Here is a 16,393-nt window from a genome sequence, read left to right on the forward strand (position 1 = left end):
CCGACTTCCTTCAGATTCTGCGTCACCACAGACACCCTTGTCTTAAGCTAACCACTACTACTGCCTTCATGGCTCGGGACTTGCACCCTATAGATTATGCACATGCTGGGCGCACATAAAAAATAGCCGAGAACTTCTCGGCCATTCTGTAGGATTCTATTTAGTTTTTGACTGTTTTTGTATAAATTGTTGCTATTTTAGAATGCGTTAGTTGATACAACTCCAGGATGCTCCCTTTCCGTGGGGCGTGAGCTGAGCCTCCTCGGCAAGCCTGCGGGGTCTCAGCCTTCCCGCTATTCCCACAGGAGTCTCGCACCTTCCGTCCGTATCAACTTCTGTCTTTAAAGTTACAACTCTCAAAAACAACAATCTATTAAAAAAGATCCTAGTTTTTTAACTGTCTTTGTTCGCTTCTGATATTCCTAATCATAAATCGTTCGCTAATTCAGTAGCCCCAATATAAGGTATAAAAGTTACTTCATACCCAAATGCTTTAGGTTTCAATTGATATTCTGGAAATGGCCCAGGACCACAGCTATTACTTCCTAATCCGTTTACTTGATGATCTAAATTTAATGTTATAAAATCACGTTTCTTTAATTGATAATGATGCTGTGCTTCCTCAATGTCTTCTTTTGTAAAATAATGAGCACTCATATTCATGCTTGTGTTCCCTTTTGTATATAAGCCAAAATTTACTCCATTATGAAAGCTAGCCCATTTAACATCTGTTCGATTACCATTTTCTTGAGGAAACACATATGGGAAGAACATTTCATCAACAGTCATTTTATAAATACCCATTTTGCATGCTAACTTACTGTCTGGATAACTTTCCCACTGTCCCCTTCCATGCCAGCTAGCATGAGATAAATTAACTGGTATTTTCATCTCAAGTCCTACCTTAGGCCATGTTGATGGGAATTTTCCGTAAGGCAGTCCATTTACTGATAATTTAATCTGTCCATTACCGAAGATGGTATACTCATATTTGCCATCAATGCCCCAATCGACAACTAGTGGGGCAATATTTGTTCCAATGTGAACTTTAACAGTAAACTCATCTATTTGCTCACATTCAATCAATTTTGTATCATGCTCTAGTTGATGAAGGTAGGATTCCTTCCATTCTTTTACAATGTACATTTCATTATCGGTCATCGCACGCCAAAAATTCATTCTTGGTCCTTCTAACATAACCGTTTGTCCTTTGAAGATCCACTTCGTTATTGTACCATGTACCTTTGAAAAATTGATGTCAAATTCGCTACCTTTAATGATCAAATTAGTATCATTCTCTTCAATAGTAAGTGGCCAATTATTATTATAGTTAGATTTTTGTTTCAAACTTCTATTTTCAACTGTGAGTTTAAATTGTGCCCACGCTATTTCGTGTCCTTGATTCGCCCATAAAGTGTTCTGCTTCAATGTAAAGGATATATTTAAGTATTGATCTCTGTTTGAAAGTAATAAATGGTTTTTGAAAGGAATACTAATGCCTATCTTTTCCCCAGCTGGTACTTTAGGTAATTCAATATTCCCACTTTCAATAATTTTTCCATTTTCTGTTATATTCCATGAAAGATCAATATGATCTAATGATAAGAAATCATAACGGTTCTCAATAACCAAATCTCCATTTTCGATATTAGTTGATGTTACAATAATCGGTTCAATAACCTTTTTATATTGAACTAACCCTGGGGATGGGGTTCTGTCAGGCCGAATTAAACCATCAATACAAAAATTACTGTTGTTCGGAACATCACCAAAATTTCCTCCATAGGCGAAATATTCCTCCCCGTTTTCTGTAAATTGTCTTAAACCATGGTCAATCCATTCCCAGACAAATCCACCTTGAAGACGCTTATATTGATAAAATGCATCCCAGTATTCTTTTAGTCCCCCAGGTCCATTTCCCATGGCATGGGCATATTCACATAAAATATGTGGTTTTTGCCAGTTTTGTTCGTTTGCAAATTCAATTATTCTATCAACGGAAGAATACATCGTACTAAAAATATCTGTAGCTTTTGTTTCACGATCTCCTTCATAATGAACAATACGGGTGTCATCAATTTCTTTACATCGTTTATACATCGCTTCAAAATTACAACCAAATCCTGATTCATTACCGAGTGACCACATGATAATACTTGGGTGATTTTTATCTCTTTCTACCATTCTTTCTAACCGTTCAACGTAAGCTGCTTCCCATTCAGGGTTATCACTTAAACGGTTCGCATCCCCAATAAATTCAAATCCATGAGTTTCAAGATCCGTTTCATCTATCACATATAAACCGTATTCATCACACAGATCGTAAAAACGAGGATCGTTCGGATAATGTGCAGTACGAACTGCATTGATATTATATTGCTTCATCATCACAATATCTTGCCTCATTTTCTCTAATGAAACCGTTCTACCTGTATCTGGATCATGATCATGACGATTAACACCTTTAAACATAATATTTTTTCCATTTACCTTTAAATTTCCATTTTTTATTTCGATTTTGCGAAAACCGATTCTATAAGGAATTACTTCGATTAATTGACCTTGTTCATCTTTTAATAAAAGTAGCAGTGAATATAAATTTGGTTCTTCTGCAGACCATTTTCTTGGAGCTACTACATTTACATCAAGAGTCACCGATAATTCATCTTTAGCTTCAACTTGTTCACCAGTTGAAATAATTCCTTCATTAATAGATTCGTAGTTGTCCATTAGTTTGTATTCTAATGTAAAGCTTTTTTGAGACGTTGAAGTATTCCTTACTTTTGCTTTAATACTCATTTTCGCATCTTCATACTGTTCATCTAAGTCAGTCTTTATTTGAAAATCATAAACATGAATAGTAGGTAAAGATAAGAGATACACATCTCTGAAAATTCCACTTAACCACCACATGTCTTGATCCTCAAGGTATGAACCATCACTCCACTGGTGAACTTTGACCGCAATTACATTTTTGCCTTTCTTTACATATGGTGTAACGTCGAATTCAGCAGTTAACCGACTACCTTTACTAAAACCAACTTCATGGCCGTTCATCCAAACATAAAAAGCACTATCTACCCCTTCAAAGCAAACATGAATATTCTGTCCATCCCAATCACTCGGAAGGTAAATTTCTCTTAGATAACAACCTGTCGAGTTCTTTTCCGGTACATGCGGAGGATTAATAGGGATTGGATAGTACAAGTCCGTATAATGTGGTTTTCCATAACCTTGTAATTGCCAAACACCTGGAACTTGAATTGTCTTCCATTCACTAGAATCATAGTTTTCTTCATAAAAATTCATAGGTACTAGAATAGAATGTTCAGCATGGAAAAATTTCCAATTTCCATTCAACAATTGAAAAGTAGGGGCAGCTTCTCTATTCCAACAAAGTGCCTCCTCTTCCCTTTTATACGAAATAAAATGTGTTCTTGGCTTTAATCGATTTCGATGTAATAAAGTTTGATTCGAAATATCTTCTTTTGTAAACATTGTTTTTGCCATAAAATGTCCTCACCCCAACAATCTTTTTTATTCCTTTACAGAACCGCCTAAAATACCTGAAATAAAATGTTTTTGAAGAATCAGGAAAAAAATCATAATCGGAATAGTTGATAAAGTTGTTCCAAGCATGAGCTGTCCATAATCTATCCGAGCTAACCCTATTAAACTAGATAATGCGACTGGTAATGTATACATTTCTTTAGAATTCAATGTAATTAATGGCCATAATAAACTGTTCCATTGTGACATAAATAAAAATATTGATACTGCAGCAAGTGCCGGTCGAACGACTGGAAGAACTACCAAGAAGAAAATTCTTAACTCCCCTGCCCCATCTACACGAGAAGCTTCAATAATTGAATCTGGTACTGCTTTCATATTTTGTCTCATTAAATAGATAGCAAATGGAGAAGCAAGACTTGGTAGAATAATTGCTTTATATGTATTTAGCCAATCAAATGACACCATCATTTCAAATAATGGAATCAATGTCACCTGGGAAGGAATCATTAACGAGCACAAAATAATAAAAAAGATTCCATTTTTACCTTTAAATTTAAATTTCGCAAAAGCATATCCTGCCATAGCACTCATAAATGTACATAAAAAAGTATAAACAATCGCAATAAATAAGGAATTCCAAAATATTTTTAAAATACCTAAAGATTCATTAAGTGATTTAAAATTTTTAGCTAAATAATCACCTGGAAATAGCTTCGGCGGAACACGGAAAATCTCACCAGTTGGTAGAGTTGAACTGATGACCATCCAATAAAATGGTGCAATTGATAGGATTACCCCAAGCATTAGTAAGATGTAAATCCACCACTTTGAAGATATGTTTTGGAAAGTTCTCATTCTTCAAGATCACCTACCCATTTCATCTGAATCCAGGAAACAATCCCAATAATAAATACAAGAACATAGGCAATAGCTGAAGCGTAACCAAACTCAAAATACTTAAAACCCGTTTGGAATAAATACAGAGTGATCGTCATCGTTGCACTATTCGGTCCGCCTTTCGTTAAGATGTATGGCTCATCAAATAACTGAAGTGTACCGATTGTAGACATGACCACAGTAAATATAAATACAGGCTTTAATTGTGGAATTGTGATCATAAAAAATTGTTTTACCTTCCCTGCTCCATCAATACTTGCTGCTTCATATAATTCATTAGGGATATTCTGTAATCCTGCTAAAAAAATGACCATATTATAACCTGTCCATCGCCATGTCATTACCAATATTATCGAGACTTTTGCCCAAAATGGTGATGTAAACCAATGAATAGGATTCATTCCAATTGAAGATAAGAAATAGTTTACTAATCCGAAATGCTCGTCAAGCAAAATCATAAAAACAATTGAAGCCGCAACGAGAGCCGTAATAGCCGGCATAAAATAAGCAATTCTAAAAAATGATTTGAACTTCACTAAGGACGAGTTGAGTCCTACGGCTATAAGTAATGAAAAAGCAATCATTATAGGAACTTGAAAAATCAAAATTTCAAAGGTATTTAAAAGAGCTTTATAGAAAATTGGATCATGAAATAATCTAGTATAATTTGATAATCCTACAAAGGTTTTCTCGACCCCTCTGACTTCTTGAAAGCTTAATATAAATGAAGAAATAACAGGATAAATTGTAAATACAAGAATAAATATTAATGCTGGGCCAATAAAAAAATAAGGTGCATTTTTAGATGTTAAAAATCCTTTAGATATCCGTTTTCTAGTTTTCATTTGATAACTTGGAGCTGTTTTTATTATCTTTTCCGATTGATCCATTTTGACACTCCCTAACGAAATAGAATAGTAGTGATTCTATTCGAGATGAGGAGTGAAGTCTTAATCTAGTTCACTCTCATCTCGCAACATTTTTCATTACTTTATCTCATTTTGTAATTGTTTAGAGGCGTCTTTCAATGCTGATTCAATGTCTTTGTTTTCTAGTAAAATAGCTGCTTGGGCACTGGTTGAATGTTGACTTGCACGTGCATAGTTTTCGTTTATATTGATTTCAGGAACTTGATCAACAATATCGGCAAACTTTTTAAAGACTGGATTGTTGTTGAAATATTCGCTTTTTTCGCTAAACAAAGGATCACTATACGTTTCTTTTAAAGAAGGGAAAAGGCCAAACTTTTTAAAGCCTAAAAGTTGAGTATCTTTATCAGTTGTAAAAAATTGGACAAAATCATAAGCGGCGCTTTGGTTTTTGCTAGTTGAAGGAATTAGTAGAGAAGATCCTCCTACGTTAGCAAATCTTGTGCCCCCCTCTTTAAAGCTTGGTAAATAAAACATATCCCATTTACCTTTTAACTTGGGTGCTTGATCCATAATAGTTCCAGCATACCAAACTCCATAAGGAACTGTGGCAACGCTTCCATTCACCGTAGCAGTTACAATACCATCCCAACCATTATTGATTAAAATTAAATCATTTTTATAAAGGCTTTTAATGATCTTCATCGAACGAATTGCTTCGTCGGAATTAATATTAATTTTACCATTTTTATCAAAATATGAGAGTCCTTGCTGTTGAAGCATCATTTGGAACAAGCCATCATAGTTTGGAATATCAATTGGAAGTAGTTTCGCACCAGTAGCTTGCTTTATTTTCTTTCCTGCCTCAATATAATCATCCCAAGTCTTGATTGATTCAGGATCAACGTTTGCTTTTTTAAATAGATCAACGCGGTAGAACACACCTGCCGGTCCAATATCCCATGGAGCAGCCACAAAGTCACCGTTAGAATTTTGAACGGATGCAAGTTTTGCAGGGTTAAAGGAGTCTTTGTATTGATCGTAACCAAGCTTGTTTAATTTTAAAAATCCATCTGGGAACTGATGAATATATCCTGGAATCCGTTCATCTTCCATTAAAACAACATCAGGTAATCCAGAACCTCTTGCAGCAAGACCAACAGTTACCTTGTCATATAAATCTGAACTATTAAAATCCTCTACCTTAACGTTTACGTCAGGGTATTTTTCATGAAATTTTTTTACAGCCAAACTCATTGTTTCTGCTGCAACATCCCATCCCCACACTGTAATGGTACCTTTAGGATGTTTGCTGTTATTCAAAGAGGTTTCATTTCCACCAGTTTTATTTGAGCATGCTGAAGTTAGTAAAAAGAGTAGAACTATGATGAAAGCCATGTATTTTTTCACAAGAATACCTCCATTTTTCTATTTTTAATAGTTTTTAGAAATTTAATAGATAAAATGATTTTGTAAAATTATACATGATTTTTAACTTTTGACTTTTTCAAATATGAACGCCAAGAAATACACCACTTTTCAGGATTATCTAAATAATCTTCCTCAACCAACTTGTGGATTGTACTATTTTGTGGAGCATTCAAAATTTCACTTTGATTCTCATAGGCTTCCTGAGATATTTGTTCGAGTGCTGAAATATATTCATCTAAATCTTGCTTTGAATAAGACTCAGTTGGTTCAAGTGTAAATGGCTGCTTAACGATATAAGGATGGTGACTCGTCCAGTAGTGAAGACCAAAATCAGTCATTCTTCTTTGGATATCCTCTGTTGTAATTCCCGTTTCACTCGTTAATTGTTCAAAGCTATATCGTACTTGCTCCAATCGATGTCCTTTTACATATGGAGCACTTGCACCTTGGATATTGATCACTTTATGGTACATATAATTATTATTTAATACGGCAATTTTTGCTACTTCTTTTAATCCATCTGGACCAAGTGAACGAATCCAAGCGTAAGAACGTAATACAGTTTGTGCAACTCCATGGAATGCACGTACCTTTCCAATCGAGTTTTTCAAATCATATTGAAGTGAGTATTTTCCATCTTTATATTCAACAATTGGTACTGGTAAGAATTCTTTTAATTCTTCGGTTACTCCAAGCGCACCAGTAGCTGGACCACCACACATATGAGGTGCTGCAAACGTTTTATGTAAATTAAAGAAGCACATATCAAAGCCTGCTTCTTTTGCTCTCGTAATACCTAAAAGTCCATTTGCATTTGCTTGGTCGTAGTAGCAAATTCCTCCTGCATCATGCACAATTTGTGTAAACTCTTTAATTTTCGGATTAAATATACCCGTATCTTCTGGATTTGCTACAACAAATCCAGCCGTTCTTACTGAAACAACTTCTTTTAATTTTTCAATATCAGGAAAACCATTTTCATCTGGGTGCAATGTGATAATTTTATAACCCTTTACTGCCGCAGTTGCTGCTTGGGAAGGATGTGAAAAGATTGTGGTAATGATTTCATTACGTTTTTCTCCTTCTCCTCTTTGTTCATGATATTTTCTAACAATGGATGCCATCGTAAAAAGAGCTTGAGTACCACTACTTGGCTGAAATGAAAAATAGTCCATTCCTGAAATCTCTCTCATACATAAATCCAAATTGTAGAATACTTCAAGCATTCCTTGAACGGTTTCTTCTGGCTGTAAAGGGTGAAGTTCCATCATTTTAGGATTTCGTGTTAACATTTCATTCACTTTTGGAATGTATTTCATCGTACAAGTGCCTTGACCGATTTCAACATTAAAATCTGATCCAAGCGTTTCCTGTGAAAGTCTCAAATAATGTCTTAATACTCTTGCTTGACCGATTTCAGGAAGATTTGGTTTACTTTTTCTTTGCATGGATTTTGGAATAGCTGAGATTCCATCACCGATCGTTTCGACAACTTTATCATGTACGGGCGGGACCTCTACACCTTTTTCACCTGACTGATGAAGTTCAAAAATAACTGGCTCATTCCATTTTGCTTGATGAAAATCACGTGTTTTGCGATTTCGCTGAATAAATTGCATGCAGAAACTCCTCTCTTCTTATGTTATTTCGCTAAAATTCTCTTTAATGATTTAACAAGATGATCAATATCTTCTATTGAATGGACTTCTGTTACACAAAATAATCCCGACTGCCCAAACTCAGGAAATTCTTTAGAAAGGTCTTTACCACCAAAAATGTTATATTCCTGAAGCTCTTTATTTATTTGTTCAACTGTGAAACCAGTATTATTAAAATCAACAATAAATTCCTTGAAAAATGGAGAGTTGAAACGGCATCCCTTTACGCCATCAATTTGATTTAATTGTTGCACAGCATATTGACTATTTTGCATAATTGTTTGACCTACTTCTTGCATACCATTTGGTCCTAATAATGCTAAATACACCCCAGCTGTAATTCCCCATAATGCAGTTTGTGTTCCAACAGATTCTTTCCCTTTCTCCCTATGAGCAAATGATGTTCTTTCATATGCCACATCACCAAAGCCATATTCTCCTTCTTTTACGGTTGGAATGATTCCAAATAATCTTGAAGGATACTCATTAACGAATGTTGGTTCATCATGAGTTGCGATGAATCCTGATTGTCCTCCACTAAAATTCATGTGCATCCCTAATGGCTGTAAATCTCCACATACGATATCAGCGCCATAATGACTCGGAGGTGCTAACACTCCAAGAGAAATAGGATCTACTCCTACAACCATTAAAACCCCTTTTTCTTTAAGAAGATTAGAGATTTCTCCGCCTTGTGATTCGATAAAACCTAAATAAGATGGATTTTCAAAATAAAGTGCTGCTACGTCTTCAGTTAATTTAGCTTTCAAATCATCTAAATTTATTTCACCTGATTGAATATCAAATTTGACAAACTCAAAATGTAAGTCTGGTGTCCCGTAATTAACTATAATCTTACTTCGTTCTGGTGCAACTGTTTCAGCAAGTAATATCTTCTTCCTGCCAGTTATGCGAGAAGCCATTCTTATAGATGTAGCAGCAGCTTGACCCCAATCAAATGTTGGAACATTCACAACATCCATATCCACTAGTTCAGCTACTAAGCTCTGATACTCAAAAAGTGCCTGAAAGCGACCATGATCTTCATAAGGTTCACCAGCGTAAGCAGTGACAAATTCAGAGCGTTGATTAATTTCATCACAAACTGCTGGGATAAAATGTTGCCAACAACCTGCACCTAAAAAGTTAACATATTCATTCGTACTAATATTTTTATTTAAAGTAGTTTCAATATGACGGCGAAGTTCGTATTCTGTAAGTGCTCTTGGAATCTTTAAATCTTTTTTTAGCCTTAATTCATCTGGAATACACGAATATAATTCCATAATCGATTTTGCTCCGATAACCTTCAGCATTTCCTCTTGGACTTCCGGAACCATATTAGGAATATAAGGATGAACTTTTTGCGACATAAAATTTAACCTCCTTGTATTAGCTTAACTAATCTTTTGAAAGAACTATGCTAACCCTCCACCATCAACAATGAGTTCAGTACCTGTAATCCACGAAGACAAATCACTTGCTAGAAATAAAACACCTTTTGCAATATCTCTTGGTGTCCCGATTCTGGATAAAGGTCTACCAACTGCCGAAGAAGCTAGAAAAGCATCTTCTTTAAGGTTTAACTGCTTTGCTTCATCTCTTAGTAGAGGAGTATCTGTATCGCCAGGACATATACAGTTAACACGGATATTTTGGTGTCCATGATCGATGGCCATTGCTTTTGTTAAATTTACTACCCCTGCTTTAGCAGCGCAGTATGCTGCTGCTTTGTCCCCACCTTTAATCCCCCATCCAGACCCAGTATTGATAATACTTCCACCACCGCTACTTGCCATAAGGGGAATTAAATATTTTGAAAGTAAATAGACACCTTTTAATGAAACATCAATAACCAAATTCCAATCTGTTTCTTCTAAATCCACAACCGTTTTTCTTTTTATAACCCCTGCATTATTAAAAAGAACGTCTATTGTCCCGTATTTTGCTTCAATCATTTGTTTAACAGCAATACAGTCTCCCGAGTTCGTAACATCACAACGAAAGAACTCGGCCATAATTCCTTTCTTGTTCAACTCAGTTGCAGCATTATGACCATTTTCTTCATTAATGTCTAACAGGATAACCTTTGCTCCAACTTCTCCAAATAGTGCAGCAGTTGCAAAGCCAATACCTGATGCACCACCGGTAACTACACATACCTTATTTTGCAATTGAAAATAATCTTGAGTGACTATAGTAATACCCCCTAAACATCCTAATTTATTTTAATAAAGAAAGTTGTTTCAGTTATTTCCTACAACTCTTTTAATTTAATACCACATTCATGAATATTTTTTTGAGAAAACTCTATAAATCTTCTAAATGCTTCTCTTCCTTTTTGATCACGTTTAAAAACTCCTACATGATCTAATACCTTTGAGAAAACATACCCAACTTCCTTTTGTAAAACTTGTTGGACATTATCATTATGTAGGTTTGGATATTTGTTTTTCACATTTACTATCCAATCGATGTGTTTAGCTGTGCGAGGATCTTGCCGTATTTTCTCAAGGCTTTGTTCCGTAACTATCCATTTGGCAAGTAGCTCAAGTTCTTCTTTTAAACGCCCAGGGAGAATCGCGAGTCCCATCACCTCAATTAAACCAATATTTTCTTTCTTAATATGGTGAACTTCCTCATGAGGATGAAAAATACCAAAAGGGTATACTTTATTTGTGCAATTGTTTCGAAGCACTAAATCAAGTTCAAATGCTCCTCCTCGTATACGTGCTATTGGAGTAATGGTATTATGTGGTTCCTGATCGGTATAGGCATGAATTCCAACTGAGTCATCTGAATAGTCACGCCAGGTTTTTAATATATGAGCACCTAAAATTGAAACAGGTCTTTTGTCTATTCCACTCAAGCGGATTGTACTAACTGGCCAATTGACAATCCCTATCTTAACCATCTCAAATCCATTAAACGTAAATTCTTCTTCTATTTCTGCTTCTGCCATAGGAAAGGAATGATAACCACCTTGAAAATGGTCATGGCTTAAAATTGATCCTCCAACGATTGGTAAGTCAGCATTTGAACCAATAAAGTAATGTGGAAATTGATCAGTAAAATCCAAAAGGCAATCAATGGTATGTCGAGTTATTTTCATCGGCCTATGATCTTTTGAAAACACAATTGCATGCTCTCTGTAATAAGTGTAAGGAGAATACTGAAAGTACCACACTTCCTCATTTAATCTGAGTGGGATTGTTCGTAAGTTTTGTCTTGCAGGGTAATCAACCCTACCGACATAACCAACATTTTCTTTACATAATAAGCATTCAGGATAGGATAAGTTTTGTTTCTGATAGTTTTTTATTATATCCAATGGATCTTTCTCTGGTTTTGATAAATTTATCGTAATTTCCAATTCTCCATATTCCGTTTGAGTAGTCCAATACTCATTTTTTGAAATTCTATCTGTACGAATGTAATTTGAATCTTGTGAAAGTTTATAAAAAAAATCGGTTGCAGCTTCCGAATTCTTTGTTTGTACGATTGATTGAAATGTATTGATTACCTCAGAGGGTCTAGGAACTAATACACCCATAATTTTTGTATCCAATAGATCACGATAAATAATAGAATCTTTCTCTATTCTTCCTGTCTTTACTGACCATTCTAAAATACTTTCGAGAATTGCTGATAATGGCCTTTCATTCGTGTTCCGAGGAAGGATGTCTATCCAAAAATCTAACTCTAATACCGATAAAAGTTGGTTTCGAATATAATCTTTATCCTCTAAAGTAAATAGATCTTGCTTCAGCCCATAATCTAGTAACTCTTGAATATATGGGAAAACCTGTTGCTCCATTTTTATTCCACCTCCTAAGGAACCGGATTTATAAGTGGGAAACTATAAATTTTTTTTGCTTCGGTTAAACACACACTTGATATTCTCGAGAATCCTCTCCACTTCTGCGTAGATTTATTAAACCTTATTAATCGTCCCTTGGTTATAGTAGTAGTACTAAAAACTAATAAAAGAATCTTAGAACCTTTCTCCCTATTATTCTGTTATTTTCCTTGCACCATCTCCCACTTCAACTACATAAAAGCTTGCATTTCTACCAGTTTTCTCATTGTATATTTTTCCGACATTTTTCTGGAAAGACTCGATCAAACTTTTAGCAATTAAGTTAACTGTACACCCTCCGAAACCAGCACCGGTCATTCTAGCTCCAATTGCCCCTTCATGCCAGGCAGCCTCAACTAACACATCTAATTCTTTTATTGACACTTCATAATCGTCTCTCAGAGAGATGTGAGATTCATTCATTAATTTTCCAAATCCGTGAATGTCCCCATTATTCAGCAGTTCAACGGCAATTTTTGTTCGCTCATTTTCGTATACAGCATGTTTAGCACGCTTTCGAGAAATATCATCTTTTATTACATGTTTAAACAGTTCGAAATCATTTATAGAGATGTTCCCCAATGATTGTGCAGGAAATACTTGATTTAATGCCTTCAACGCTTTTTCACATTGTTGACGTCTTTCATTGTATTTTGAGTCTGCTAATCCTCTATTTTTATTTGTATTTGCAATAACGAGTGCTACATTTTCGAGATTTAAAGGACTGTATGTAAAATCTAAAGTTTGGCAGTTTAATAGAATCGCATGATTTTTTTTCCCCATGCCGATCGAAAATTGATCCATGATGCCGCAATTAACGCCCACAAATTTATTCTCAGCCCACTGACTTAATTCAATCATTTTTATCATTTTTAGTTTAAGCTGAAAAATATCATTTAGCATGACTGAAGTTACAAGTTCAATCGATGCGGAAGAGGAAAGCCCAGCGTTGTTAGGAATGTTACCTAAGTATACGACGTCGAACCCTTGATCAATCTGAATATCATGTTGTCCAAAAGCATAAATAACTCCCTTAGGATAGTTTGCCCAATCATGATTTTTTTCAAATTTTAATTGATCTACTTCAAACTCTATAATTCCTAAGTTTGGGAAGTTTTTTGAATACATTCTGATTTTCTTATCGAATCGTTTTCTTGCAACAGCATATGTTCCAATACTTAGTGCACAAGGAAAAACAAAGCCACCATTATAATCTGTATGCTCTCCAATTAAGTTAACTCTACCTGGAGCAAAAAAAGTATGAACCTCTCCATATTCACCAAATAGATCGTAAAATAAATTAACGACTTGTAACATCGTAATTCCTCTTTCTCACTTAGTTAATTAAATTACTTTATAAACTTAAATTAAAAATACTGTCTTTTCTGAAAATTGTCAACAATTCTTTTTTACTTAAAATATGTTTATTTTTTTATTTAGGCAGTTTTCTTATACATTGTTGCTATTTCAGTATGTGTAAATTTATTTCCACTCCGGGAGGCTCGCTTTCTTAGGGGCGTGAGCTGAGCCTCCTCGTCGCATCCGCTCAGCCTTCACGCATCTCCCACAGAAGCTCTTCACCCTTCCGTTCCAATCAACCTCTGTTTTTTAAATTACAAATCCTAAAAACAACAATCTAAAAAAAAGAACCTTAATTTAACGGATTAATATATCAGGTCGTAAATAACTTTTATTGTCATATTTGACCTCTATATATTCCCAATCATTTGTTGTCGTTAAAAACTCTATCCGATTTTGATGAACAAGAATTGTATCTTCAGATTTGATTCCTGGCAAAGATGGATTCCAAGCGAATGCCTGATTTACAGTTACCTTATGATTTGTAAAAGGAGAAGCTAGGTATTCTCTTGTTGAATATCCCGTTAAGCCACCTTGATGGAGTTTTTTCCAATCATCGGGAAATCCTACTTTTTTGTACGCATCAATTCCAACGTTAATGATGTCGCCAACTTTGTTACCCGGAATTGTATTTGCGTTCATTGCAACATCAATATTCGCTAGCTTTTCTTTATTTAAAATTAATTCTGTTGACAGTTTTCCGAAATGAACAAATCTTGTCGCATTCGCAACTAGCCCTCCTCTTTCTGCACAGACAACCATCATCAAGTATTGACCTAGTCTTTTATTCGTTGGAAGAGGATGACGATATTTAAATATACGCTCATCTGAAGCAACTAATGCTACATGAATGACAAGATCATGATTGATTGCACTTTCAAATAATTTTGCACAAATCTGGAGTTCTGTCATTCCTGGTTTTATTACCTTACCTGTTTGTTCAAGAATATTTGCTGTACTTTGGCAAATTTCTCGATATCGACTTATCTCAATCTCACTTAAACATGAACGTATAAACGAAATATCTTGGTCTACTACTTTCCAATTCGAAAAAATAGTGTCACTTACAATGTTCTGCCCAGCTGTTAATTCAAAGATTATCCTGTCAGTTGATTCATACCATTCAGTAGTTAATACATGAAAATCGAAGTTTAGATTCTTACATTCTTCATCTGAAATTCTGCGTTCTTCCATAATGTTTGTAATCAAGAAATTATCGTTTTTTAAGATTAGCCAATCAGATACTCCATTTGAATCAGATAAGACAATATGATTTTTCCTTCCCTCTGTTAGCCATGAGAAATTATTTCGTTTCCGTAGAAGGATGCCGTCGTAACCAGACTGATTCAAAAATAACTTTAGCTTTTGAATAGGATTCATACTATTATCCTTTCTATTTTCTATTCACACTTTATTAATTAACTTTACTAACTATGTTATAATAAATTGAATGTTTATTTCAACAATTCTTACAAATAAGGTAAAATATAGTTAAATAGTTTAATTGGAGGTAGTAGCTTTTGCAAAAAGGTAGTTTTCAATGGATGAAATCAATAAATAAAACTATGATATTAAATAAAATTCGAGTGTGTGGCTCGATATCGCGTGCCCAAATTGCTAAGGATACAAAACTCACCCCTCCTACTGTTAGCAGTATCGTAAAAGAGTTAATAGAAGAAGGCATTGTAATCGAAAGCCAACAAGGACAATCAAACGGTGGACGTAAGCCAACTATGCTGGTTTTAAATGAACAAGGATTTTATGTGCTTGGTTTGGATGTTGGACCTGTAAAAATACGGACAGTCATTTGTAATATAAATGGAGAAGTATTATCTAATCATATTCGAAATTTACCTTCTCGTATCACAAACGACATTCTACTTGACCTTTTAAAAGAAGAAATTCATTTTATGTTAAATCGTTTCCCGGATTCACATAGACAGTTAATTGGTATCGGTATAGGAATGCATGGTGTTGTTGATGTCAAACAAGGAAATTGTTTATTTGCGCCAAACTTACAACTTCGAAATATTCCAATCCAAGAAGAATTAGAAAATCACTTTCAGGTGACAGTAAAAGTCGAAAATGATGCCCGTGTAATGGCACTTGGTGAAACTTGGTTCGTAAATGAACATAAAAAGAATGGTACCATTGTTACGCTCAACATTGGACAAGGTATTGGTGCTGGAATTGTTGTTGAAGGTAGACTCATTCATGGTGAACATAATCTTGCTGGAGAAATTGGTCACATGTCAATTGATTTAAGCGGTCATAAATGTTCTTGTGGAAATTTTGGCTGTTTACAAACTTTTGCATCTGGGTCCGCTATTAAGGAAAGAGCATTAAAGGAACTTTCAATGGGAAAAGATAGTTTACTTCTCGATATTGTAAAGAGTGACCTAACTAAAATTGAAGCTAAAACTGTTTATGAAGCTGCTTGTAAATCTGATCAATTAAGCATTGATCTTTTGCATAATACCGGAATCTATTTAGGAATTGGTATTACGAACTTAATTCATTTATTAAACCCTACCAAAATTATTTTAGCTGGTGGCGTCACAAATGCAGGAGACTTTATTTTAAAAGGAATAAGGGACACAGTTGCAGGACGTGCCTTGACACAAGATGCAAAGTCAACTGAAATTGTTATCTCTAAACTTGGAGAGTTTTCTGCTGCTATTGGAAGTGCTGTTCTAGTCTTGGAAGACTTATTTTCAGTTTCATAATAAAAGAGTTAGATCCGATTAACCCTTCTTATTAAAAACTAGGCAATCTACAAAATTTCACCTTTGTTTATTGCCCAGTTT

Annotated in this window: 11 protein-coding genes; 1 reads left to right on the forward strand and 10 read right to left on the reverse strand. The window is 34.9% G+C overall.

Annotation, left to right across the window (positions count from 1 at the left end):
* Positions 1-426: 426 nt before the first annotated feature.
* The 10 genes from ebgA to J5Y03_RS15270 form a co-directional block, all read right to left on the reverse strand.
* Positions 427-3,510, reverse strand: coding sequence for a beta-galactosidase subunit alpha (gene ebgA, locus J5Y03_RS15225; RefSeq protein WP_245208918.1), 3,084 nt, complete (start codon positions 3,508-3,510; stop codon positions 427-429).
* A gap of 27 nt (positions 3,511-3,537) precedes the next feature.
* Positions 3,538-4,368, reverse strand: a complete 831-nt coding sequence (locus J5Y03_RS15230; protein ID WP_209406856.1) for a carbohydrate ABC transporter permease — start codon at positions 4,366-4,368, stop codon at positions 3,538-3,540.
* The gene (locus J5Y03_RS15235) at positions 4,365-5,300 is read right to left on the reverse strand and encodes a carbohydrate ABC transporter permease (protein WP_407648451.1); all 936 of its coding nucleotides are present in this window, start codon (positions 5,298-5,300) and stop codon (positions 4,365-4,367) included. Before J5Y03_RS15235 ends, J5Y03_RS15230 begins: the two co-directional genes overlap by 4 nt.
* A gap of 96 nt (positions 5,301-5,396) precedes the next feature.
* Complete coding sequence (locus J5Y03_RS15240; protein WP_322099591.1) at positions 5,397-6,689, reverse strand: ABC transporter substrate-binding protein; 1,293 nt, start codon at positions 6,687-6,689, stop codon at positions 5,397-5,399.
* 68 nt (positions 6,690-6,757) lie between these two features.
* Entirely contained in the window at positions 6,758-8,329 is a 1,572-nt protein-coding gene (gene gcvPB / locus J5Y03_RS15245; RefSeq protein ID WP_209406857.1) for an aminomethyl-transferring glycine dehydrogenase subunit GcvPB, read from the reverse strand.
* Positions 8,330-8,352: 23 nt separating this feature from the next.
* On the reverse strand, positions 8,353-9,741 hold the full coding sequence (gene gcvPA / locus J5Y03_RS15250) for an aminomethyl-transferring glycine dehydrogenase subunit GcvPA (RefSeq protein ID WP_209406858.1): 1,389 nt from the start codon (positions 9,739-9,741) through the stop codon (positions 8,353-8,355).
* Between the two features lie 45 nt (positions 9,742-9,786).
* Positions 9,787-10,542 carry an SDR family NAD(P)-dependent oxidoreductase gene (locus J5Y03_RS15255; protein WP_245208919.1) on the reverse strand — a complete coding sequence of 252 codons (756 nt, stop codon included), beginning with the start codon at positions 10,540-10,542 and terminating at the stop codon, positions 9,787-9,789.
* A gap of 83 nt (positions 10,543-10,625) precedes the next feature.
* On the reverse strand, positions 10,626-12,185 hold the full coding sequence (locus J5Y03_RS15260; protein WP_209406859.1) for a UDP-glucose--hexose-1-phosphate uridylyltransferase: 1,560 nt from the start codon (positions 12,183-12,185) through the stop codon (positions 10,626-10,628).
* 195 nt (positions 12,186-12,380) lie between these two features.
* On the reverse strand, positions 12,381-13,544 hold the full coding sequence (locus tag J5Y03_RS15265; protein WP_209406860.1) for a galactokinase: 1,164 nt from the start codon (positions 13,542-13,544) through the stop codon (positions 12,381-12,383).
* A 339-nt stretch (positions 13,545-13,883) separates the two neighbouring features.
* Entirely contained in the window at positions 13,884-14,966 is a 1,083-nt protein-coding gene (locus J5Y03_RS15270) for a M24 family metallopeptidase (protein WP_209406861.1), read from the reverse strand.
* Positions 14,967-15,106: 140 nt separating this feature from the next.
* On the opposite strand from J5Y03_RS15270, the gene J5Y03_RS15275 reads away from it, so the two are divergent.
* Positions 15,107-16,312: an ROK family transcriptional regulator gene (locus J5Y03_RS15275; protein ID WP_209406862.1), complete on the forward strand. Its 1,206-nt coding sequence runs from the start codon at positions 15,107-15,109 to the stop codon at positions 16,310-16,312.
* The last annotated feature ends 81 nt before the right edge of the window (positions 16,313-16,393 follow it).

Source organism: Gottfriedia endophytica, from assembly GCF_017814275.1.
Classification (GTDB): domain Bacteria; phylum Bacillota; class Bacilli; order Bacillales; family Bacillaceae_G; genus Gottfriedia; species Gottfriedia endophytica.